Genomic DNA, 23,826 nt, shown 5'->3' with positions numbered 1-23,826 from the left:
ATGCACCTCCCGTCCTGGCATCAGTCTGGGAGACTCGACAAAGCGATACTGGCGTAGTTCTGCGGGAGTTATCTCATCCGTTCGGACGAACAGAGGATGATCCTGAGCGCAATACAGCAGCATCTCTTCGTCGAACAGCTTCATGGTTGTCAGTTCGGGGTAGGGCTGACTGGTCACTGTGATACCGATGTCGACCTGCTGATTCAGCAGTGCGGAGATAACATCATCAGAGCTCATGGTGCTGATCTGAATGTTTACCTCAGGGGCTTTAACCGAAAACTGGCTGAGTGCTGCCAGAATGGATGAGTTGTGAGCGCCGAGCATATGTTCGGCAAACCCCAGATGGAGATCGCCGAGTATGCGGTTATGACTCTGGTTAATGGTGTTTTTAAACTGGTCGATGGCACTGAGAAGCTCAAGGGTGGCGTTATATACGGTCTGCCCCTGTTCTGTCAGTGAGAACCCCGCCCTGCCACGCTCACATAAACGCATATCAAGACGCTTTTCCAGGTCGGATATGTAATTAGAGATAGTGGAGTTGGCAAGGTTCAGGTGAATTTCTGCGGGGGTAAATCCGCCGCATTCAACGACCGCTTTAAAGACTTTCAGCAGCCGCAGATCCATATCGGCCAGCTGACCGGAGAGCGCGGCTTTTCTGCGTCCCATAGGGTTACCTTTGATTGTTGCGGTTTAATATTTGCTTATGCAAATGTAAATATTTATAAGTAATTATATAAGCAAAAGATTTGTCGATCTATAAATAGATCCACAACGCAGTCGCTTAAGGGACTGCATGCCGGAGACAGATAATGACAATACAACTAAATGACGCATCACTGCTTAAAACCCAGGCCTTTATTAATGGCCTGTGGGTTGATGGTGATAATGGCGAAACATTTGCGGTGACTGATCCCGCTACCGGTAAACACCTGGCAGATGTTGCCAGTGTCGGTGCCGCTGAGACCCGTCGGGCAATTGCAGCCGCTGAGCAGGCCATGGTTGCGTGGAAGGCGTTACCGGCAAAAGCGCGTAGCGAGGTGCTGGAAAAGTGGCACCAACTGATTATTGAGAATACTGAAGACCTGGCTGTGATCATGACCGCAGAACAGGGTAAAACCCTGGCTGAGTCCCGGGGTGAAGTGGCTTATGGCGCTTCATTCATTAAATGGTTTGCTGAAGAGGGCAAGCGGGTATACGGCGATATTATTCCTACTCCGCAAACTGATCGTCGTGGTGTGGTGGTTAAGCAGCCCGTTGGTGTTGTTGCGGCTATCACTCCCTGGAACTTTCCTAATGCGATGATCACCCGTAAAGCTGGTCCAGCGTTAGCGGTGGGTTGTGCGATTGTATTAAAACCAGCCGCAGAAACGCCTTTGTCAGCACTGGCGCTGGTGGAACTGGCTAACCGTGCCGGACTGCCTGCCGGTTTATTCAATGTTGTTCCTGGAAGTGATGCGCCAGCCATTGGTGGCGAGATGACCTCTAACCCGACGGTTAAAAAGGTTACTTTTACCGGTTCTACGCCGGTTGGCAAACTGCTGATGAAGCAGTGTGCGGATACGGTTAAACGCACCTCAATGGAACTGGGCGGTAACGCGCCGGTGATCGTGTTTGATGATGCGGATCTTGATCTGGCGGTAGCCGGTGCATTGACCGCCAAATACCGTAACTCAGGTCAGACCTGTATCTGTGCTAACCGCCTGTTAGTACAGGAGGGGATCTACGATGCCTTTGTCGAAAAGTTTGCCGCAGCGGTGAGCGAGTTCCGTGTGGGTAACGGTTTTGATGCCAGCACCACACATGGCCCTGTGATCACCGAGAAAGCCGCGAAAGAGATCGACGCCAAAGTGCAGAATGCGGTTGCCGAGGGTGCAACCGTCGTGATTGGTGGGCAGCCGGGTGAGCAGGGTGGCTGTTTCTACCAGCCAACGGTGCTGACTAATGTAAACGACTCAATGCGGGTGTTTCGCGAAGAGATCTTTGGTCCGGTTGCGCCGGTATTTAAGTTCGGCACTGAGGATGAAGCCGTGCGCATGGCCAACGATACAGAGTTTGGTCTGGCCGCTTATCTCTATACAGAGAGTATGGGCCGCAGCTGGCGCGTCTCTGAAGCGCTTGAGTATGGCATGGTCGGGGTGAATGAAACCGCGATCAGCTCTGAAGTAATTCCGTTTGGCGGTGTTAAAGAGTCGGGTCAGGGCCGTGAAGGTTCTAAATATGGTCTGGATGATTATCTGGAAACCAAGTACATCTGTTTTGGCGCATTGCAGCGCTAAGCTGCGAGCCGTGGAGAAGCGTTATGAGTAATATTATCTACCCAACAACTAACCTTAAAGCGACTGAAACCCTGACGATAGAGCGGGGCGATGGTGCCTATGTTTACGATAACCAGGGTAACCAATACCTGGAAGGCCTTGCCGGGCTCTGGTGTACCTCGCTGGGGTATAACAACCGTGAACTGATCGACACGGCTGCAGAACAGATGGGTAAGCTGGCCTATTCCCATATGTTTGGCGGTAAGACTCACCAGGTGGGTATGGATCTGGCTGAAAAGCTGACGGCTATGTTGCCGATTGAGAATGCTAAAGTCTTTTTTGGTAACTCCGGCAGTGATGCTAACGATAGCCATGTGAAGATGCTGCGTTACTACTATAACGCTATCGGCAAACCACAGAAGTATAAGATTATCGCCCGTGAGCGCTCTTATCACGGTGTCACAGTTGCTTCTGCGTGCCTCACCGGCTTGCAGCCTAACCATACTCACTTTGATCTGCCGTTCGAAGCCCTGGGTATTCTGCGCACCGATGCGCCACACTACTTCCGCGGTGCATTACCGGGTGAGACCGAAGATCAGTTTGTTGACCGTATTGTTAACAACCTGGAACAACTGATTCTGAAAGAGGGCGCAGACACTATCGCGGCCTTTATTGCTGAGCCTATTACCGGTGCCAGTGGTGTTATTGTGCCACCGAAAGGTTATTACCAGAAGGTTCAGTCGGTTCTGAATAAGTACGATATTCTTTTCTGGGCTGATGAAGTTATCACTGGCTTTGGTCGTACCGGTAACGATTTTGGTTGCACCACCGTGGGCATTGAAAAGCCAGCGATGATGACCCTGGCTAAGCAGCTTTCTTCTGCTTATATGCCGATCAGTGCGTCTGCTATCCGCGGCGATATGTACGAGGCGATGGTTGAGCCGAGTACACAGGTGGGTGTGTTTGGCCATGGTTATACCTATTCAGGTCACCCGGTTGCTGCCGCTGTAGCGCTGAAAACCCTGGAAATTTATGAGCGCGATAACATCTTTGCTCATGCCGCTAAGGTGGGTGAATACATGCAGAAACGTCTGGGTGAATTCCGTGATCATCCGCTGGTGGGTGAAGTTCGGGGTGCCGGTATGATCGGTGCCGTTGAGATGGTAGCAGATAAAAAGAGTGGTGCTGGCTTTGATAACGCGGCTGCCGGTTATTTTGCCATGCAGTCCTGTCAGAACCACGGCATGATTACCCGTGCGGTTGCAGGTAACTCACTGGCATTCTGTCCGCCTCTGATCGTGACTGAAACACAGATCGATGAGATGGTTGAAAAGCTCGGTAAAGCACTGGATGAAACTCTCGACTTTGTTACCCGCGAAGGCATGGTTGCTGCCTGAAGTCGATATCGCTTCTTTCTTTCTTTCTTGCTTGATCGGGTTGGTGTGGAACTGGCTGGCCCGGTAATTCTCCACAGTTCTATTGCAGCTTTTATGCTTTTCGAAGTATCGGGTTGCTTCTTGAGTAAGCACTGATCCTAACGGATCTCTTTTTGGGGGGACTTTTGTCCCCCCTTTTTTATTCTGAGATCGGTCGCCACCCGTGCTCTGTGGGGTTAAAGCTTTATCGGCTGCAAATATTCTGCTGTTGTGCCCTAGCGATACCGCTATACTGCTTCACTGTATTCAGGGATTGAATTTCAGTTTTATTTTAAGGACCGGGCATGAACACAGACACCGCTATCTATGCACCACTAAAAAATCTTTTTGGCTTTGAGCAGTTTCGTCCGGGTCAGGCACAAACCGTGAGTCAGCTACTGCAGGGTCACTCCTCTCTGGCGATCTTTCCCACGGGCTCCGGTAAATCGCTCTGTTATCAGCTGACAGCGACACTTTTACCCCATCTGACACTGGTGGTCTCACCATTACTGGCGTTGATGAAAGATCAGCTGGAGTTCCTGGCAGCGAAGGGAATACCCGCTGCTAGCATCGACTCAACGCTGACCCCGGAACAGAACCGCCAGGTGATGAGCGACGTTCGAAACGGTACGACAAAAATTCTGATGGTGTCGGTTGAGCGCTTTAAGAATGAGCGTTTCCGGCAGTTTATTCAGTCGGTACCGGTGTCGATGCTGGTGGTCGATGAAGCTCACTGTATCTCCGAATGGGGGCATAATTTCAGACCCGATTATCTGAAACTGCCAACTTATCGGCAGCAACTCAATATCCCTTTGGTACTGCTATTAACTGCGACAGCAACCCGGCAGGTAAAAATGGATATGGCGGCTAAGTTTGACATTGATGAACACCATATTGTCCAGACCGGTTTCTACCGCGCTAATCTGGATCTTACTGTCTTGCCGGTAACCACAGTCGAAAAGCGTCATCGTCTGTTACAGTTGATTAGCGAACAGCAGGGTTCTGGAATTGTCTATGTCACTCTGCAACACAGTGCCGAGGAGGTTGCCGACTTTCTTGTTCAGCAGGGGATTCGCGCATCTGCCTATCATGCCGGTTTTGAGGATCAGAAACGCCAGCAGATACAGACCGGTTTTATGACCGGGCGTGTTGATGTGGTGGTTGCCACCATCGCTTTTGGTATGGGGATTGATAAAAGCGATATCCGGTTTGTTATCCATTATGACCTGCCCAAGTCGATTGAAAACTACAGTCAGGAGATCGGCCGGGCGGGGCGAGATGGGCTTCCCTCCAACTGCATCACCCTGGCGAATCTGGATGGCCTGAATACGGTAGAAAATTTTGTCTATGGGGATACCCCGGAACTGAGTGGTATTGAGTTTGTACTGGATAATATTCGCAATGAGTGTCAGGGCGGCCAGTGGGAGTTACAGCTGAACGCCTTATCGTCAGCCAGCAATATCCGCCAGTTACCGCTGAAAACATTGTTGGTGCAGCTGGAGCTACTGGGCGTGTTGCAGCCTCTGTATGCGTACTTTGCTGACTTCAAATACAAACTGTTACAGCCGGAAACAGCGATTCTTGAGCGGTTTAACGGTGAGCGAAGAGCATTTCTTGAGGCAATATTAGCGCATACCCAGTTCAAACGGGTGTGGGGTACTTTAGAGTTTGAGACGTTGTTTAAGGACTACCGCTGTGATCGTCAGCGGGTGGTTGCGGCATTAGATTATCTGCAGGAACAGCGGTTAATCGAGCTGGAAACGAAAAAGGTGACAGACGTCTATCAGGTAAGTTCGCAGGTGCTGTCTGATCCGCTATTGGGACCGCAATTGTATGATTACTTTATTGATAAAGAGCGCAAAGAGATTGCCAGAATCGCTGCTTTGGTCGGGTTTTTCGAGCTTGACTACTGTCTCAGCCGTCATCTGGCACTTTATTTTGATGATCATCAGAGCGCTGAAAACTGCGGTCATTGCTCCGTTTGTCGTGGTTTTCCCGCCGTGCTTGAATATTCTGAAGCGCCCCGCTGGCCATCCGACCAGCAGTTGATAGCCGACCTGAGAGGATTGCGTCAGCATCTTTCAGACGGGCTCACTCTGGATACCCAGTGTCGTTTTCTGGCGGGCATCAGTGTACCGTTATTTGCCCGACATAAAGTGCGGCAGTTGCGTGGATTCGCCAGTTGTGAAAGCCTGAGATACGCCGGGATTCGAGCGAAAGTAGAGCAGTTATCTGTTTGATTTACTGAGTTGTCGGGCATGAGATAAACTGAGAATGATGCGTTTCTCGTCATCTGTGGCGTGGTGCCAGGCGAGAATTTCCTTAAGGGTTCTGAAACATCCCATACAGATATCCTGTTCATCTAAACAGCAATTGCGGATGCAGGGAGAAGCCGAAATAGCGGTGCTTCTGGCTGTTTGTGTGGGTTTTGGCAGTTGCATCTTTCTGCTCCAGCGGGAGGTTTTAATATAGACGCCATTCAACGGGTTGTCAGTAGAAAAAACGGGCGCTGTTAACGGGTAGTGTAACTTTCACCAAAGTACCCAAAATCGCTATATATTTAGGTTAATTTGTTTGAATTATTCTATATAGTATGAATAACGCAGAGTGTTTAGGGTAGTTGTATGTTTAGTTGCACGCAGATGCGGGCACCTTATTGAGCATACAGTTGAGCAGTTATCTGGCATCAGTAACCGAATCGTCCGGAGTGAACATTTTGATTAAACTGACAGGGATAGCGGTAGTAACGACTCTGTTCTGCACTGATAGTTATGCTTCAGCGAGTGGTGCGGAGCTGATAAAAGAGTTATTAGATGCGGGTCGCTTCAATGAAGCCTACGATCTTTCTATGAGTTATTTGCAACGTTATGAGGGTAACCCTGAATTTGATTTTCAATACGGTGTTGCGGCTATAGATAGTGGGAATGTCAGCGAGGGTGTATTTGCACTGGAGCGGGTGGCATTTTCAGACCCGCAGAACCCTTTAGTTCGGCTGGAACTTGCCCGCGGCTATTATCTGTTACAGCAGACTGATAAGGCCCGGCAACTGTTTGAGCAGGTATTGTTACTGGATCCCCCGGATAATGTGCGTATCCGTATCGCTCAGTATCTTGATCTGATTGCGAAGAAACAATCCCTTCCTGCCACTCATGTTAAAAGTTTCGTTGAGTTATGGCGGGGTTATGACAGTAATATTAATACTGGCCCAGAGTCTCAGACCAATCTGGTGACGCTGACCAGTGATGCACTTGGCAGAGGAAACCAGTTCAATCGTTTGCGCATGGGCGCAACTGTTGAACATCAGTATGCAGCAGAGCGTAAGTTAGATTTCAGCCTGAACGGCGATTTAAGACGCTATGATGATGAGATGGCACAGGATTACACCACCCTTTCTGTATCGGGGGGGCATACCTGGATCGATAACCAGAGTCGCTACCGGTTGGGGGCTGATCTGCAACATTTCAGCCGCGATGGTGAAAGCTATCGCGATCTGTTGGGTGTTAATGGCAGCTGGAGCTACTCTCCTGATAAGGCATCTCAGCTCAGGTTATATGGCGGGGTAAACCTGCTGGATTATGCGGATGACAACTGGAAGGATGCTACTCAGTATCATCTTGGCGGTAACTATCTGTGGATGGGGACGGGGCGCTGGAGTCCGCTTTGGTTTGCCGGCCTGTTTGCCGGGCAGGAAACCCCGGATACTGCCGGGGTGTTGGCGGATGCACAGGTTGACCGTTTTTTCTGGGGGGCAAGTATGGGGGTTCAGCTAGAGCCTATGGCTGACCTGAGTCTGGTTCCTGTCGTGACTTACCAGTCGAGTCATTATAAAGGCGATGACTGGTTGTATGGTCTGCGGCGGGAAGACGACTTTGTCATTCTGAATATTAATCTTGAATGGGCTGTAGAAAAAAACTGGACGGTGCTGGCTAATTTCAGCTCTAACCATGCCGATTCCAATATTGAGTTATATGAGTATGACCGACAGCAGGGAATGCTGGGTCTGCGTTATAGCTTCGAGTGAGGTATAACTATGAGATCTCTGCTTGTAACCATTGTATTACTTCTGAGTTCGGGACTGGTTTCCGCAGCTGAGTCTGTAGGCAGTGTTATTTTAAGTTTTGGTCAGAATATCGCGGTGGCTGCTGATGGCAGTGAGCGGGTTCTGAAACGTCATTCCGAAGTGTTTGCCAATGATACCTTGAAAACCGGACGAGAAGGGCGGTTACAGTTACGGTTTAGTGATAGTTCACGTCTGGCACTCAAACCTGAGTCTGAGTTTCGCATTGCGGAGTACCATTTTGAGCAGCAGCAACCGGAAGAGGGAAAAGCTTTCTTTCAGTTGCTGAAAGGGGGGATGAGAACCATCTCTGGCCAGATTGGGAAACCGAATAAAGAGAACTACCAACTCGAAACCACCGTGGCCACGATCGGTATCCGTGGCACCCACTACGGCGTAGAGTACACTGATGAGGGGATCTACTGTGAAACAATTGAAGGGGCCATCGACGTAGCAACGCTGAAGAAAAGTATCGTGGTGAGTGCCGGTCAGGGGGCATGGTGGGCTCGTGGAGGCAGTGTACGCCAGGGCAAAGCAACCGGGCAGACCGGAGACTATGTTCTGCACAGTAAGAATCAGACTAATGCGGCAATCTCTGCTGAAGAGAAAGGTGGTGTAGCGGAAAAGGAGTCGACTAATTCCGCTACCCCCGAAGAGGAGCGGGATGATCTGGCTGAGAGTGATGCGGCTTCAGAAAGCGCCAGTCATATTCCTGCGTCAGATACCGCAGAAGAGGGCATTGATACTGATCAATCTGAGATCAGTGCAAAGGGCGCTCCTGATCCGAGCGGTAATGGCTCTGCGGCTAGTGATGGCGCTTTGGTAGCGGTTGCTTTTACCCGGAATGACAAGGCCAAAGGCTTGCTATCGGCCAATGGCTCGGTAGTGGCAAGCCCTAAGGCTGTTATTATGACCGATAGCAGTGGTGGCACCGGAGATCTGCTGACTGGACTCTCCTATATCGATCCTCAGCCGAATACCACCCCACATGCCTGTTCTCCCTGTGTTTTTAACGGCGGCAATACTACCGGTTTAATTTCCGGGGCGGGTAACCTGGCCCTGGGTGGGGCAAATGTCACCTGGGGGCGCTGGAACACAGGTTTTAACCTCAGCGAGAATCGTAAAGATCAGATTCTGGTGGGGGATTATCACTTTATGTACAGTGATAGCCTGACCACTCAGGCCCAGTTAGATGCGCTAACGACGGCCCGCAGTGGTGCTTATCTGTACACCTTTACCAGTGGCTCAACCCATTTAACTGCACCTCAGATTGACAATGGCGCTACCGGGTCTCTGGTTGGATATGGAAGCGGTGCAGCTGCTCCGGGTCGAATTTACGGCGGTACCTATGTGTTGGTGAATTGGGATTCGCTTGATATCGAGCAGGTGAGCATCAAGGCCGATGTCGATGATGGTACCGGTATTCGCAGCTTTAACCTTACTGAGGCGGTTGATAATAAAGGGGTTGCTATAAAAACCTCGCTGAACGATGTTCTCCAGGGGGGCGAGTTGGCGCTTGTCGGTAGCTGTAGTGGTGGTCAGTGCAGCATTGGGGGCAATGATACGACCATGAACGGGCAGATGACTTTTGATCTGGTCGGTGCAAAGGCGGATGGCGCGGTTACCTCGTATGGTGCGTCAGGCTCCAATCCGATCAATCAGGATATTACCCTGGTCGGAACGGTGCTGCTGGATAGCAGTGGTCCTGCGCCGTAGATCCTGACCGGTTGTCATTTTACGCACTAAACCTGTAACGGTTATACCGCTTACTCCAGCGTGATCACTTCGCCCTGGTGCAGGCGGTCTATCTGCCGTTGTGGCAGTAGTCGTTGACACTGCTGCATAATGGTATCTTCTACGCCGGGTTTCAGGTGAGTAATCGCGATGCGGGGGTTCTGTGTCAGTTGGATTAGTTGCTGCGCAAGCAACGCCGGGGTGAGGTGACCACTAAGCCGGGCTAACTGATCGGACTCATCGGTAAAGGATACATCAATAATCAACAGATCGGGTTTATGCTGGTTGATAAGTGGCCAGAGTTTATCATTGCTGCCCGTATCGCCGGTAAAAACAAAGCTGTTTTGGCCATTATCAATGAGATAGCCTACCGTAGGTGTAGGGTGTTCTGAGGGTAACACCGTAACTGTTTTACCCTGAATCGTCAGGGCGTCACCCACCTCTACCTGATGAAGGGAAATAATAGGCCGCTCTTCGGGCAATTTGGTGTAGTCGGGCCAGATTGTCCAGTTAAAGATATGCTGCTCAAGTGCGGCAATAACCTTAGGCAGAGCATAGACATGGATGGGCTGTTGATGTTGATCAAAGATGGTCGCCAGCATCAGCGGCAGGCCAATAATATGATCAAGATGACCGTGGGTAATCACCACGTCACGAATGTTCAGCATGCGCTCCATCGATAGCAGCTCTACCCCCGTGCCAGAATCCAGCAGTAGAGTATCATCTATCAGAAATGTGGTGGTTTTCAGGCCTGGTCCAATACCGCCGCTACATCCCAGAATCTCAATTTTCACTTACATCTCCGGTTACCCTGAAGCATCCGCATATGGTTAATGCAGTTCAGCTACTTTTATATCACAGGGCAAGGTTCTCTTATAGTTGTTAACTACCGTTACTGTACAGTTTAGTGATAAAAATGAACGCTTTGCTACAACCTCAAGGTGGTTGCAGGATATGATAAGAGAAAACCTCTGCCCGACTGAAGCCGGGCTCGATATCCGGTTTATCTCCTCTTTTTGGGATGGTTTATGAAACAACGCAAAATCCGGACTTTACTGGGCATCATACTGACATTCTTGATGTTGTTGCCGGTGATTCAGGATAGCAGACCCGCATTGTTGCAGCGGTTTGAATATGACCTCTATGATATGCGCCTGAAATCCTTTGTTAAATCGGGGCAGGATCCGCGTATTGTCATTGTGGATGTTGATGAAAAAAGTCTGATAGAGCAGGGACGATGGCCCTGGAACCGGGCGAAACTTGCGCAGTTGCTGGATCAGCTGTTTGACCATTATGGCGTCGCTATTGCGGGGTTTGATATGGTGTTTTCCGAAGCGGACAACAGTATCGATCTGAACCAGCTGACAGCTTTGCTGCTCGACTCGAAAGAGATTCCAGACCTGGCGACTTTTTTACAGCAGCTTCATCCCGATCAGCGACTATTCCGAGCCATTCAGGGACGCCCGGTGGTGCTGGGTTATGCATTTGACCGCAGTGAGCGTCAACTTCAGGAGGGTGATCCGGGGATGGCTGCGATTAATACACCGCTGATGCTTGATCAGCAACCTGTACCCCAGGCTACCGGGATTATTGCCAGTGTCGATGCACTGCACAGTCAACAGTCTTACAGTGGCTTCTTTGATAACCCGATGGTTGATAGCGATGGGGTTTATCGGCGAGTGCCGATGTTGCAGCGTTATCAGGGCCAGTACTACCCCTCTTTATCCCTGGCGATCTGGCTGGCACTGTTTGAAGAGCGCCAGGCAGTGCCTGAACTTGAGACGGATATCTTTGGCCAGCATGAGGCGCTGGTTGCCATTAACGCAGCTGGACAACAGATCCCTGTTGACCGCTCGGGTGCGGTGCTGGTGCCCTACCGGGGAGGACAGGGGAGCTTTCCCTACATCTCTGCGACGGATGTGATCACCGGACAGGCTGATCCTGCACTACTTAAAGGAGTCATTGTCTTAATTGGCACCAGCGCCGCCGGTTTGCTGGATCTGCGTGTGACCCCGGTGAGTAGTCGCTATCCGGGGGTGGAGGTACACGCGAATATACTGTCCGGATTGTTGGATGACCGTATTGCCAGTGAACCGGACTATACCCAGGGTGTCGAGATTCTGCAGATTTTGATAAGTGGCATTTTACTGTCGATTCTGATTCCCCGAAGTTCGGTTATGTTCTCGACGGTTATAACTCTGGTGTGGAGCATCTGCCTGGTTGGATTTAACTTATATGCCTGGCAGAGTTTGCTTTGGGTTATCCCTCTGGGGTATACGCTTTTTCTGGTGCTGATGCTCTATCTGTTTCAGCAAACCACCGGATATTTTTTCGAGGCCCGGAATATTAAATTGCTGACCGGACAGTTTGGTCACTATATTCCACCTGAAGTGGTGCAGGAGTTAAGTCGCCAGGAGGAGGGTGTACACCTGAGTGGTGAAAACCGCGATATGACGGTGTTTTTCTCCGATGTCCGGGGGTTTACGCAGATATCAGAGCAGCTGACGCCACAGCAACTGAGTCGGATGATGAATATCTATCTGACCGAGATGACACACATCATTCACCAGCAACGGGGCACCGTTGATAAATATATTGGTGATGCTGTTATGGCCTTCTGGGGCGCGCCGTTGCAAGATGAGGAGCATGCGAGGCATGGTCTGGATACGGCGTTGCAGATGCTCTCGCAGCTGCCTCAGTTGAACCGGCGTTTAGTCGCTGCGGGTTTGCCGGAAGTTAAAATTGGTATAGGTCTCCACTCTGGTACGATGAGTGTCGGTAACATGGGGTCAGAGTTCCGGATGGCGTATACGGTTATGGGGGATGCTGTCAATCTTGCGTCCAGGCTGGAAGGGCTGACAAAATTTTATGGCTGCCCGCTGTTGGTCAGTGGTGAGCTGCGTGCCCGCCAGCCTGATTATCTTTACCGGAGTATTGATTGGGCGCGGGTGAAAGGCCGCTCAGAGCCGGTAGCGTTGTTCCAACCGATGGCGCCCAGAAATGCGGCTGACTCAGACCTGTCGGAACAGGTGCGGTTATTTAATCAGGCTGTTGACCTTTATCGTGAGCGGCAATGGCTGGCTGCGTCACCGCTGTTTCAGCAGTGGTTAGCTGTTTACCCGACGGATGGGGTGGCGCAACTGTATCTGCAGCGGATAGCGCAGTTGCAGAGCAGCGCCCCGGGAGAGGACTGGGACGCAGTTTTTAATCATGAGCAAAAGTAAAAGCTCAGAGATTTAGCAACCCAGGAAGCTTGCTCAGGTCAATCTCATCAATCTGCCGGGGGGCCATATGCCGTTTGGCATACTCAAGATAGGCGCCACTCTCAACAAATACGGTGAACAGGTTGGCATCAAGGTGGTTATCCTCAACCATACGGCCGATGATGTTCATGGCATGGGATAACAACATTCCCTTTTTGTAGGGGCGGTCGGGTGATGTCAGCGCTTCGAAAATATCAGCAATACACATGATTCTCGCCCGTAACGATATCTGCTCACCCATCAGCCCTCTGGGGTAACCACTTCCGTCCAGGTGCTCATGGTGATTGCATGCAATCTCAGGCACCTGGGCTAAGTGCTTTGGGTAGGGGAGAGACTCCAGCATATCAATGGTGACCTTAATGTGGTCACGCATAATCTGAATTTCACTGGGTAGCAGTGTGCCTTTGCGAATACAGAGGTTTTCTGCCTCGTCTTCAGTCAGTAGTTGACGCAGTTGGCCGTCATTATCCGTCCAGGTTATCTTTGCGATCTGTTTTATCCGTTCAACATCTTCATCGGCCATAAATTCCGAACCAGTGTTGCTTAGACTGAGAAACGCAATATCTTCATCCAGTGCTTTGCAGTGGCTTTGCAGTTCCTGCTCTGCCAGCTCTGCTTCGGCGGGGGACAGTTGTTGCGCCTTACGAAAATGATCAAGCTGTAGCTGTAGCTTGTATTCGCGAAAGCGGGATTTGAGAAGGTCGATCCGGTCAAACATCGTCTGCAGCTTTGTGGCTTTATCAATTATGTATTCGGGCGAGGTTATCTTGCCACAATCATGAAGCCAGGCGGCAATCCGTAGTTCGTACATCTCCTGCTCGTCAAACTGAGTATCTGCATATTTGCTTTTGACGCTTTCGTTTACTGCTTCTGCCAGCAGCATGGCGATCTCAGGCACCTGCTCACAGTGTTTACCGGTGACTGGGGACTTATGGTCAATAGCCCGACCCATCAGTTTAATAAATGATTCAAAGAGTTCTTTCTGGGCATCGATAAGCCGGCGCTTTGTTAAAACAGTCGCCGCAAGCGCTGCCAGTGATTCCACCAGGTTTTGCTGATCTTCAGGAAAGGTGATAACCTGACCTTCTTTGTTCAGGGCGTTGATCAGTTGCAGAACCCCGATAATTTCTCCCTCATGGTCCTGCAATGGGACACAAAGAAATGATTTAGAGTAATAGTTAAGCTGCTTGTCAAAGTTTCGGGTGCCGGAAAAGTCGTAGTGCTCAGAACTGTAGGCATCGGCAATATTAATGGTTTCGCGTTGAATAAACGTTTGTGCCACGACCAGCTTGGACGCCTGTTTCTGTGCGTTATAGATCTCTACTGTCGGCATATCCTGGGGTTTACGGTGAATGCCCAGTGAACGGTTGTGGAGAATCGTGAAGCGGAGTTCGTTGTCATTCTCCTCATCTACTGTATAGAGTGTGCCACCATCAGCATTGGTTAAAAACATACAGCCCAGAATGATCCGGTCAAGAAGCTGTATATGATCCTTTTCAGTGGTCAAAGCACTTGTCAGATCCGCAAGCTGCCTGATGATTTCTTGAGTGTCTAAATGATGCATGATGTAAGCCAGTGATAATCCATTAATTGCTTTAAATGTGACGTTGCTTGGTCTCAGTGTCAAGGTGAACTCACTGCGAACTGAAGAATCATTTAAAGATAGCCTGGCTGAGCTGGTAAAATGGGTTGCTTATCCACTCGAAAGGTAAGGTTTATGCGGTTTGGTGTGCAAGATATAGCACTCTGCTGTTGGTACAAATGATGGCTGTATTACAGTGAAATCTATAGCTGTTGTCAGGCTATAATCTGCAGGTCTATCTGAGATCGTTAAAGCCGTCGGAGCCGTTATGCTAAATATGGACTTTACCCAAGCCGTAAGTATTGATACCCGTAAACAGCCCTGGGTCGCCAGTCCGAAGCCCGGTGTATGGCGTAAGCCCCTGGCTCGTGAAGATGCAGAGCAGGGGCATGCGACGAGTGTCGTACGCTATGACCCGGGTGCATCCTTCTCCTCCCATGGACACCCCCAGGGGGAAGAGATTCTGGTTTTGCAGGGGGTGTTCTCTGATCAGACCGGTGACTATTCCGCCGGGACCTATTTTCGCAATCCTGAGGGGTTCAGTCATGCGCCTTTCAGTCAGGAGGGGTGTCTGATTCTGGTCAAGTTACATCAGTTTCAAGCGGATGATAGCTCACATATGGCGGTGCAAACGAGCAACGCTGAATGGTGCTCACTTAATGCTGATCTTCAACAGCTGATACTTCATCAGCATCGCGCTGAAAAGGTGTATATGTTGCGCAGCCAGGCTGAGACAGAGATAGATCTTGGTGATGCACACAACGGCCTTGAGTTGTATGTGATGGAGGGGGAGCTAAGTGAAAATGGCCAGCGTTATGGTAAAGGTTGCTGGCTGCGTCGTCCTCCGGTGGGCAATATCGCCCGTTCAGCTGATTATCAATTAAGTGCAGACGCCCAGCTCTGGATAAAAATTAATCACCTTTAGTCAGGGTTTCAGCTTGCGTGCGTTTCCCGGGGTCATGCTGAAATAGCGCTTAAATGCCCGGGAGAAGCTGGATGCGTCAGCGAATCCCAGATCTTCAGCCAGCACCGCTTGTGACACATCGCTGTTTTGCAGCAGGAAGCGTGCCCGGTGCATGCGTCGTGACAACATATATTGCTGGGGTGACTGGCACAGGGTTTTCTGGCAGAGGTAGTAAAAATGACTTTCGCTCAGGTTAAGGGCATTAGCCAGTTCGAGATTGCTTGGTGGGTTGGATAAGCGCAGATCAATATAGCTGTTCAGTTTAGTAATATTAAGTCGATGGTGTTTGCTGTCTGGTATAGCGGTGGCCGAATACTGTTGGCACAGCTGGGTGATAAACAGAGTAATCAGCTGGCAGTTGATCTGGTCGCGGCTTTGATGATTCTGCTGATCGCTCTTTATGAGCTGCCTGGCGGCGAATTCCAGCATCGGCAAGAACGCTGGGCCAAGCGTGATAAATTCTGGATTTCGTAAAATTGTGTCTTTAAATGAGAGGTTGCAGCTCTGCTCCAGAGCCTGAATATAGGGGTCGAACGGTGCAAGATCAATCACCAGCAGTTCGCTGTCATCACTCAGCCCACAGAACAGGTGCTTCTCTTTATCAGGGGCGATAGCCAGCGTCCCCGTTGTTATCTGCCCACTGCCCCTGGTGAATTCGCACTCCATTCTGCCATGCAGGCCAATCAGGATCTGCGCAAAGTCATGCAGATGCTCTCCACTGTGGCGGGCGATAAGGTTACGACGGGCCTGGCTCTCTTTCATAGGCGGGTTATCCGGTTAATCAATATGCTCCAGAGTCTGAGTCAAAAACTCAGTAGCTTTAGCCAACCTCCAGGCGTTATTTCCAGCTAACATTACTTAAAACCGGAAAATAAGAGAAGCTGTTATGCAACTGAACTCTATTCAGGTCCGAGAGGCGCTGCCCTGGGATCGACTGATTAAAGCGCTGGATGAGATTTTTACCAAAAATGTCTGTGCGCCGGTTCGCCATCATCATAGCATTAACGTACCGAATGATCCTCAGGCGACGTTGCTGCTGATGCCCGCCTGGCTGGAGGGTGAGTATCTGGGGGTAAAGCTGGTGAATGTTTTTCCTGGCAATAATGCCCGTGGTCTTCCAGGGCTTAACAGTAGCTATATGCTGTCTTCGGGTAAAACCGGTGCGCCATTAGCACAACTTGATGCTAATGAGCTGACTGCGCGGCGCACCGCCGCCGCATCGGCACTGGCATCAACATATCTCTCCCGTGAGGACTCAGCAGAACTATTAATGGTTGGGGCCGGGCGGATGAGCCGCTACCTGATACCGGCACATATGAGTGTACGGCCGATTACCAAGGTACGGGTGTGGAACCGTCATGAGGAGGCTGCTGCACATTTAGTCGCCGAGCTGAAAGCCGATGGTATCGCCGCTGAGGTGTGTCCTGCAGCGCTGCTACAAGCGGGGGTTGAGTGTGCGGATATTGTCAGCTGCGCAACGATGTCTACAGAGCCATTGGTGTGTGGTGATTGGTTGAAACCTGGTGCTCATCTGGATCTGGTGGGGAGTTTTACGCCGCTCATGCGAGAGACCGATAATGTTGCGATGCAGCGCAGCGCGGTGTTTGTCGATGTACGCGCTGGTGCGTTGAGTGAAAGCGGTGATCTGATTATTCCAATCAGAGATGGTGTTATCACTGAAGAGATTATCCATGCGGAGTTTGCGCAACTGTGTGGCGGTAAGCATAAAGGCCGGGCTGATCTGGATGATTGGCAAAATGCGATTACCCTGTTTAAATCCGTCGGTGATGCCCGAGAAGACCTGGCGGCTGCGGTTCTGGCGTATCAACAAACCGTACAGAGTCAGGGATAAATCTGGATTCATTCCAGTGTTTCAATGATTAAGGAAAAAGCCGGTGGCAGCAGCACAGATGAGTCAGAATGTAGAACAGAGTAACGCCACAGTTGCGGTTGTCGGTGCGGGGGTGGTTGGTTTGTGTTGCGCCCTGGAAGCTCAGCGAAAGGGCTATCAGGTGACTCTGTTTGATCGGGATGCAGCGGGCTGCGGGGCTTCATTCGGTAATGCAGGCTATCTGGCGACAGAGTTGCTTGAACCGCTATCTAATCCGAAAGTTCTGCGCTCAGCCCTGTCGCTCTGGCTTAGTCCAAAAGCCCCCTTGTTTCTGCCACTGGGATATTTTCACCGTATCGTTCCCTGGCTGCTTCGCTTCGTCGGCGCGGCGGGTGCTGCAACACTGCGGCGGAGTCGTAAAGGGCTGATGCAGTTGAACCGGGAGGCGATTGCCGCCTGGCAGCGCTGTCTGGAAGATATTGGTGCGACTGAACAGATAGTGAAGTCTGGTTATCTGTTGGTCTGGGAATCGGCAGATAAGGTCGATGAAGCACGTCAGCATCAGGCCTGGCTGCGGGAACATAGTATTGAAACCGAACTGGTTCAGGGCGAACGGTTGGCGCAACTGGAGCCCGAGTTGGCCAAGCGCGTGAATCATGCGCTGTTGTTTCCGGATGCCTGTCGTGTCAGCGAACCTTATCAATTGTGCACGCGGTTGTTTTCGGCCTTTATCGAGCGCGGCGGAGTGTTTATTCAGCAAAGCGTGACTCAGGTCAGGCCATCCGGTCAACAGGTGACCGTCTTCACTGAAGCGCAGGATCACCGCTATGACGCTGCGATGATCTGTGCCGGTGTCTGGAGTAAAACGCTATTGAGGGATATGGGGATTAACGTGCCGCTGGAGGCTGAGCGGGGCTATCATCTGACGATCCCGGAAGCCGGTTTCATGCTCAGACATACGATAGGTTCGGCTGAGCGGCGTTTTGTCATGGGGCCTCTGGACAGTGGCCTGCGGGTGGTGGGGATGACTGAGCTGGGGGGGCTGAAACTGCCTCCCTTTAAGCAGCGCTTCGATGTGTTGCGCTACCATAGCCGTCAACTTCTGCCAGGCCTGAATACACCTGAGCTCGAAGTCAGCGAATGGATGGGACACCGGCCAACGTTGCCAGATTCTCTGCCGGTGATTGATCGGCATCCACAACACCCGCAGATACTGTTTGCTTTTGGCCATCAGCATCTGGGATTAACTCAGGCCGCCGTTACCGCTGAACTGACACTCAAACTGCTGCAGAACGAGGCCAGTATGATCGATATGGAGCTGTTTAAGGTGAACCGTTTTTGAAGCAGTGACGGGGCCTGCAGCCTTATGATGTCGTTGTCTCCTGTATCCGTTTTAATACCCGACTGAAAGGGGCGCAATGGTATCTATTTTATTTTTACGACAAAGCTTCACTGGATTGTCATCATTTTTAACTTGCGGACGGTACTTTTTTTTCTATAATTGACGAATCGTCATTTATATAGAGGTCTGTATGAGTCCGCGTCAAATCGATAGTCAAACCCGCGATCAACGTGAAGAGGAGCTGCTGGATGCGGCGATGACTCTGATCGGTGATCAGGGAGTAGAGGGGTTGACGATGGATAAGCTGGTGAGTGCAGTACCTTATTCTAAAGGCACCGTATACGGCCATTTCAGTGGAAAAGAGGACCTGTTGCTGGCGTTGTGTAACCGCGGTATGGCACTGTTAGTCAGTATGTTCAAAAGGGCCGGGGCATTTGAAGGTGTCACCCGGGAACGGTTGTTGGCCTGTATCTATGGTTATCAGCTTTACGCCCGCCTGTATCCCATATTTTTTATGCTGGTTATCACTGCTAAAGCACCGGGTGTGGTTGAAAAATCGTCTGAGCGGCAGCGTGAAAAGCATATCCAGCTTCAGGCGTTACTGGGGGAGCGGCTGCTTGGGCTTATTCGGCAGGCACTGGAAACCGCTGAATGTGGTAACCCATTGAATATGTCTGTTGAGCAGATCGCGTTTGCTAACTGGTCGGCATCGTTTGGTTCAATCTCTCTACTCAGTAAAGGGACTGACCGGTGCAATATCCGTGCAGGTCTGGCGTTAGAAGAATCTCTGCTGGCCAATGTGAGTCTTGTTCTGGATGGCCTGAACTGGCGTCCTTTGTCTTCCCAGTTTGACTACAACACCAGTCTTGAACGTATCCGTTGTGAGGTCTTTGCCGACGAGGTTGCGCTGTTAACAGCGGGAGAGATGAACCAGAAGCAGGAGTGTTGCGGCACTCTATAGATTGTAATTTTGCCGACGGCATAGCCGTATTTTTTTAAATATAACACTGACGAATCGTCACTAAAGGCATCAGGATGAAGGAAAAACTATTTGCAACGGTTCTGCGCTACCCGGCTTTGATTCTACTGGCCTGTCTTGTGTTGACCGTTATGGCGACAGTCGGTGGAAAAAATCTGGTTTTTAAAAGTGATTACCGGGTGTTTTTCAGTGAAGAGAACCCCCAGTTAGTGGCTTATGAGTCGATCCAGAATATTTTTAACAAGAGTGACAATGTCGCTTTTATTGTGATTCCGGCCGACGGGAATATCTACACCCCTGAGCATCTGCAACTGCTCAGACAGATTACTACCGACGCCTGGCAGATACCCTATTCTACCCGGGTTGATTCGATTGCAAACTACCAGCATACCTGGGCGGAAGAGGACGATATGATCGTTGAGGATCTGGTCGCAGAGGGACAGCCTCTGGACTCGTCTGCACTCGGCCGGATACGGGAGATTGTGAATACCGAGCCAATACTACTGAACAAGATTGCATCGGTTAAAGGCCAGGTGTCGCTGGTGAATGTGACCGTGCAGATGCCGATGATCGATCCGGTGGCTGAGGTGCCTGAGGTTGTTGCCAGGGTGCGTGAAATTCAGCAAAAGTATATGGCGGAAAATCCGGGACTGGAGATCAAACTGTCCGGCATCGTGATGATGAACAACAGCTTCGCCGAGTCGGCTCTGAAAGATAATGCCACGCTGATCCCTATCATGTTTGGCGTGGTGGTGCTGACGATGCTGGTGTTGTTGCGTACTTTCAGCGGTACCTTTTCAACAGTCATTATTATTGCTGCCAGTATCGCCGCTGCGATGGGATTGGCTGGCTGGAGCGGGATGTTCCTCACCGGGCCATCGGCCAGTGCGCCAACCATGATTCTGACCCTGGCAGTAGCGGACTGTATCCATATTCTCAGTACTATGTTTTATGAGATGCGTCGCGGTATCGCGAAACGTGATGCATTGCTGGATAGCCTGCGGATCAACTTTCAGCCGGTGATGCTCACCAGCGTCACCACTGCGATCGGATTTCTGAGTATGAACTTCTCCGATTCTCCGCCATTCCGTGATCTGGGCAACATTGTTGCAGTGGGAGTGATGCTGGCGTTTCTGTTCTCTATCACCCTGTTTCCGGCGCTGCTGATGGTATTGCCGGTGCGGGTGAAACAGACCCGTGAGGAAGATCGGGACTGGACCCGCTCTCTGGCAGCGTTCGTCACGGCTAAGCGGCGTATGTTACTGCCGGGAATGAGTGTCTTTATGTTGTTGTTGATCGCGTTTTTGCCGATGAACCAGCTGAATGATGATTTTGTGAAGTATTTTGATACCTCTGTACCGTTTCGTCAGGCCACTGATTATATGCAGGATAACCTGTCGGGTATGACCATGATGGAGATCTCCATCGATTCCGGTGAGTCCAGTGGCATTAATGATCCGGCGTTTCTGCAAACGCTGGGTAAGTTCAGTGACTGGCTGCGATCCCAGCCGGAAACCGATCATGTCAGCACCCTGACAGATACCCTGAAGCGGTTGAATAAGAATATGCATGGGGATGATCAGAGCTACTATCGTCTGCCCGAAGATCGTGAGTTGTCGGCCCAGTATCTGCTGCTCTATGAGATGTCGTTGCCTTATGGGCTGGATCTGAATAATCAGCTTAACGTGGATAAATCCTCGGTGCGGGTAGTGGGGACGTTCAAAAACCTTACCAGTAATGAACTGGTGTCGCTGGAGGAGCGGGTGCAGAGCTGGTTTGTCAGAAATGCCCCTGAATATCAGGTAGAGACCACCGGCCCGAACCTGATGTTTGCCCATATCAGTCAACGCAATATCAAAAGTATGCTATCAGGTATCGCGCTGGCACTGGTGCTGATCTCCCTGTTGCTGGGTTTTGCTTTGCGCTCGGTTCGTTTTGGCCTGATCTCTCTGCTGCCAAATCTGGCACCGGCAGCGATGGGGTTCGGTCTGTGGTATCTGATCGATGGGCAGGTGGGGCTGGGGCTTTCCGTGGTGGCGGGTATGACACTGGGTATTGTGGTGGATGATACGGTCCATTTTCTGAGTAAATATCTGTACGCCCGTCGCCATCGGGGTGCAGACTCTGTCGCCGCTGTTCAGTATGCTTTTGGCAGTGTCGGCCGGGCGCTCTGGATTACGACATTTGTACTGGTGTGTGGCTTTATGGTGCTGGCACAGTCCAGCTTTAAGCTCAATGCCGATATGGGGTTCCTCACGGCACTGACGATTCTCATCGCGTTGGTGGTGGATTTTCTCTTTTTGCCGCCACTGTTGATGATGTTCGATAAATCTACGATTGAAACACCCGCTAAAACCGCTCAAGGAGTTGAACGATGAATCTGACTAAATACTTTTATCTGCTAATGGCCGTTACTTTGTTAAGTGGCCCGGTAGTGGCTCAGACGCCTGAAGAGCGGGGGCTGGAGATTGCTAAAGAGGTTAAGCTGCGGGATTTTGGCTGGGCCGACATGCAGGCCGAAATGTTAATGGTGTTGCGTAACAAACAGGGCGAAGAGAGTGTTCGGGAGATCCGTATCAAGTCTCTGGAACAAGAGGGTGATGGTGATAAGAGTCTGACGATATTCGATAAACCCCTGGATGTAAAAGGGACTGCATTTCTGAGCTTTTCCCACCCCCTTGAAGCGGATGATCAGTGGCTCTATCTGCCCGCGCTTAAACGGGTGAAGCGGATCTCATCCCGCAACAAGTCCGGCCCGTTTATGGGATCGGAGTTTGCCTACGAGGATCTTTCTTCATTTGAAATCGAAAAGTACAGCTACAAATATATTAAGGATGAACCCTGTGAGGGGGGCACCTGCTTTGTGGTGGAGCAATACCCGGTGGACAAAGATTCCGGTTATACGCGGCGGGTGGCCTGGATCGATCAGGATCATTATCGGGTTTGGAAAGTTGATTTCTATGATCGCAAGAACAGCCTGTTAAAAACCCTTAGTTTCAAAGGTTATCAGCAATATCTGAACAGATACTGGCGAGCGGATCTGCAGCAGATGCAGAATCATCAGAACGGAAAAAGTACCGAGCTGAAATGGTCTGGCTATCAGTTTCAGGCAGGTCTGGATGATTCTGACTTCAACAAGAATACATTGAAACGGGCCCGTTGATATGAACACCAAACTGTTTACAGCGGGGCTGGCAACGCTGCTGTTCAGTGGCGTGACCCTGAGTGATGCCAAAGCAGAAGAGGTTGTTTTCGAATTTAGCGGTAAGTTCTCGGCTGAACTCCAGGGCTATGTTGATGAGGGCCAGTTTGCCGGGCAGCATTATCAGAGCAACGCCTCGCTGGCGCTGGAACCTGAATTGTACTGGGAGTTTAATGGGGGCCGTGACTCAGTTGTCTTTACCCCATTTTACCGGCTGGATCAGCAGGATGATGAGCGCAGCCACGGCGATATCCGCGAGTTGAGCTGGATTCATGTGGGTGATGACTGGGAACTGCGTACCGGTCTGCGCAAAGTGTTCTGGGGCGTTACCGAGTTTAACCATCTGGTCGATGTGATTAACCAGGCCGATGGCATTGAAGACAGTGATGGTGAGGATAAGCTGGGTCAGCCGATGGTCAACCTCTCGCTGGTGCGGGACTGGGGTATCCTCGATCTGTTTGTGCTGCCGGGGTTTCGGGAACGCACCTTTGCCGGAACCGCTGGCCGACTGCGCAGCGGTCTGGTGGTTGATACTGCCAATGCCCGTTATGAATCGGATGCCGGTGATCAGCATATCGATACCGCAGTTCGCTGGAGTCAGAGCTTTGATCTCTATGATGTCGGGCTTTACTGGTTCAGGGGTACCAACCGTGACCCCCGTTTTGAAACCGCTATGAAGAATGGTCTGCCAGTATTAGTCCCTGTGTATGAGCAGATGGACCAGATCGGCTTTGACGGTCAGGCTACCATTGATAGCTGGTTATGGAAACTTGAACTGATCTGGCGGGATCAGGCTGCAGGGCAATACAGCGCGATGCAGGCTGGCGTCGAATACACCTTCTACGGTATCCGCGACAGCAGTGCCGATCTGGGAGTGCTGGCGGAGTTTGGCTGGGATGAACGGGGCGAAAGGGCCGATACGATCTTCCAGAACGATCTGTTTATTGGTAGCCGGATTACGTTGAATGATGCTGCCAGCACTGAGTTTCTTGCAGGGTTGGGTTACGATATCGACTACAGCAGTCGCAGTCTGTTTGTCGAAGCCAGCAGTCGCTTTGGTGAGAGTCTTAAGCTGAGTCTGGATGTCCGGCTGTTTGATTCTGGCAGCAGTCGGGATCTGATGACCAGTATTGAGCAGGATGATCTTATACAGCTGACTGCCGAGTACTATTTCTGAGGTTGCATAGACCGATCACAAAACC

18 protein-coding genes are annotated in these 23,826 nt (G+C 50.8%); 13 read left to right on the top strand and 5 right to left on the bottom strand.

The window, feature by feature from the left end:
• Positions 1-666, bottom strand: a 666-nt coding sequence (locus tag ACQY8X_RS07660; RefSeq protein ID WP_428034557.1) for a LysR family transcriptional regulator, incomplete at its 3' end; no start/stop codon positions are given.
• 143 nt (positions 667-809) lie between these two features.
• Between ACQY8X_RS07660 and ACQY8X_RS07655 the strand changes: the two genes are divergently transcribed.
• From ACQY8X_RS07655 to ACQY8X_RS07645, 3 genes are all read left to right on the top strand, one after another.
• Positions 810-2,276 carry an NAD-dependent succinate-semialdehyde dehydrogenase gene (locus tag ACQY8X_RS07655; protein WP_428034556.1) on the top strand — a complete coding sequence of 489 codons (1,467 nt, stop codon included), beginning with the start codon at positions 810-812 and terminating at the stop codon, positions 2,274-2,276.
• 23 nt (positions 2,277-2,299) lie between these two features.
• Positions 2,300-3,652: an aminotransferase gene (locus tag ACQY8X_RS07650; protein ID WP_428034555.1), complete on the top strand. Its 1,353-nt coding sequence runs from the start codon at positions 2,300-2,302 to the stop codon at positions 3,650-3,652.
• A 323-nt stretch (positions 3,653-3,975) separates the two neighbouring features.
• Complete coding sequence (locus tag ACQY8X_RS07645) at positions 3,976-5,910, top strand: RecQ family ATP-dependent DNA helicase (protein ID WP_428034554.1); 1,935 nt, start codon at positions 3,976-3,978, stop codon at positions 5,908-5,910.
• Here the strand turns inward: ACQY8X_RS07645 and ACQY8X_RS07640 are convergent.
• Positions 5,899-6,015: a DUF1289 domain-containing protein gene (locus ACQY8X_RS07640; RefSeq protein ID WP_428034553.1), complete on the bottom strand. Its 117-nt coding sequence runs from the start codon at positions 6,013-6,015 to the stop codon at positions 5,899-5,901. The two genes, ACQY8X_RS07645 and ACQY8X_RS07640, sit on opposite strands and share 12 nt — an antisense overlap.
• A gap of 371 nt (positions 6,016-6,386) precedes the next feature.
• Here ACQY8X_RS07640 and ACQY8X_RS07635 point away from each other — a divergent pair, with 371 nt between their 5' ends.
• Positions 6,387-7,691, top strand: a complete 1,305-nt coding sequence (locus ACQY8X_RS07635) for a surface lipoprotein assembly modifier (RefSeq protein ID WP_428034552.1) — start codon at positions 6,387-6,389, stop codon at positions 7,689-7,691.
• A gap of 9 nt (positions 7,692-7,700) precedes the next feature.
• Positions 7,701-9,443, top strand: a complete 1,743-nt coding sequence (locus ACQY8X_RS07630; protein ID WP_428034551.1) for a FecR family protein — start codon at positions 7,701-7,703, stop codon at positions 9,441-9,443.
• A 50-nt stretch (positions 9,444-9,493) separates the two neighbouring features.
• Here the strand turns inward: ACQY8X_RS07630 and ACQY8X_RS07625 are convergent, their stop codons facing one another.
• A complete protein-coding gene (locus ACQY8X_RS07625; protein ID WP_428034550.1) occupies positions 9,494-10,255 on the bottom strand; it encodes an MBL fold metallo-hydrolase in 762 nt (253 codons plus the stop codon).
• Between the two features lie 234 nt (positions 10,256-10,489).
• Between ACQY8X_RS07625 and ACQY8X_RS07620 the strand changes: the two genes are divergently transcribed.
• Positions 10,490-12,685: a CHASE2 domain-containing protein gene (locus ACQY8X_RS07620; RefSeq protein ID WP_428034549.1), complete on the top strand. Its 2,196-nt coding sequence runs from the start codon at positions 10,490-10,492 to the stop codon at positions 12,683-12,685.
• Between the two features lie 4 nt (positions 12,686-12,689).
• On the opposite strand, the gene ACQY8X_RS07615 is transcribed toward ACQY8X_RS07620, so the two are convergent.
• Entirely contained in the window at positions 12,690-14,288 is a 1,599-nt protein-coding gene (locus ACQY8X_RS07615) for an HD domain-containing phosphohydrolase (protein ID WP_428034548.1), read from the bottom strand.
• Positions 14,289-14,574: 286 nt separating this feature from the next.
• Between ACQY8X_RS07615 and ACQY8X_RS07610 the strand changes: the two genes are divergently transcribed.
• Complete coding sequence (locus tag ACQY8X_RS07610; RefSeq protein ID WP_428034547.1) at positions 14,575-15,231, top strand: cupin domain-containing protein; 657 nt, start codon at positions 14,575-14,577, stop codon at positions 15,229-15,231.
• Here the strand turns inward: ACQY8X_RS07610 and ACQY8X_RS07605 are convergent, their stop codons facing one another.
• The gene (locus ACQY8X_RS07605) at positions 15,232-16,032 is read right to left on the bottom strand and encodes an AraC family transcriptional regulator (RefSeq protein ID WP_428034546.1); all 801 of its coding nucleotides are present in this window, start codon (positions 16,030-16,032) and stop codon (positions 15,232-15,234) included.
• A gap of 124 nt (positions 16,033-16,156) precedes the next feature.
• Between ACQY8X_RS07605 and ACQY8X_RS07600 the strand changes: the two genes are divergently transcribed.
• The 6 genes from ACQY8X_RS07600 to ACQY8X_RS07575 all read left to right on the top strand — a co-directional run bounded on the left by ACQY8X_RS07600 (position 16,157) and on the right by ACQY8X_RS07575 (position 23,801).
• Positions 16,157-17,122 carry an ornithine cyclodeaminase family protein gene (locus ACQY8X_RS07600; RefSeq protein ID WP_428034545.1) on the top strand — a complete coding sequence of 322 codons (966 nt, stop codon included), beginning with the start codon at positions 16,157-16,159 and terminating at the stop codon, positions 17,120-17,122.
• A gap of 58 nt (positions 17,123-17,180) precedes the next feature.
• Positions 17,181-18,443 (top strand): NAD(P)/FAD-dependent oxidoreductase, encoded by a 1,263-nt coding sequence (locus ACQY8X_RS07595; RefSeq protein WP_428034544.1) that lies wholly within the window; start codon positions 17,181-17,183, stop codon positions 18,441-18,443.
• Between the two features lie 190 nt (positions 18,444-18,633).
• The gene (locus tag ACQY8X_RS07590) at positions 18,634-19,404 is read left to right on the top strand and encodes a TetR/AcrR family transcriptional regulator (protein ID WP_299204393.1); all 771 of its coding nucleotides are present in this window, start codon (positions 18,634-18,636) and stop codon (positions 19,402-19,404) included.
• A 74-nt stretch (positions 19,405-19,478) separates the two neighbouring features.
• A complete protein-coding gene (locus ACQY8X_RS07585) occupies positions 19,479-21,800 on the top strand; it encodes an efflux RND transporter permease subunit (RefSeq protein ID WP_428034543.1) in 2,322 nt (773 codons plus the stop codon).
• Positions 21,797-22,585, top strand: a complete 789-nt coding sequence (locus tag ACQY8X_RS07580; protein ID WP_428034542.1) for an outer membrane lipoprotein-sorting protein — start codon at positions 21,797-21,799, stop codon at positions 22,583-22,585. The genes ACQY8X_RS07585 and ACQY8X_RS07580 overlap by 4 nt, the downstream gene beginning before the upstream one ends.
• Before the next feature lies 1 nt (position 22,586).
• Complete coding sequence (locus ACQY8X_RS07575) at positions 22,587-23,801, top strand: hypothetical protein (protein WP_428034541.1); 1,215 nt, start codon at positions 22,587-22,589, stop codon at positions 23,799-23,801.
• The last annotated feature ends 25 nt before the right edge of the window (positions 23,802-23,826 follow it).

It is taken from the genome of Amphritea sp. (assembly GCF_050300915.1).
GTDB lineage: Bacteria > Pseudomonadota > Gammaproteobacteria > Pseudomonadales > Balneatricaceae > Amphritea.
This window is presented reverse-complemented; position numbering and strand designations above follow the sequence as displayed.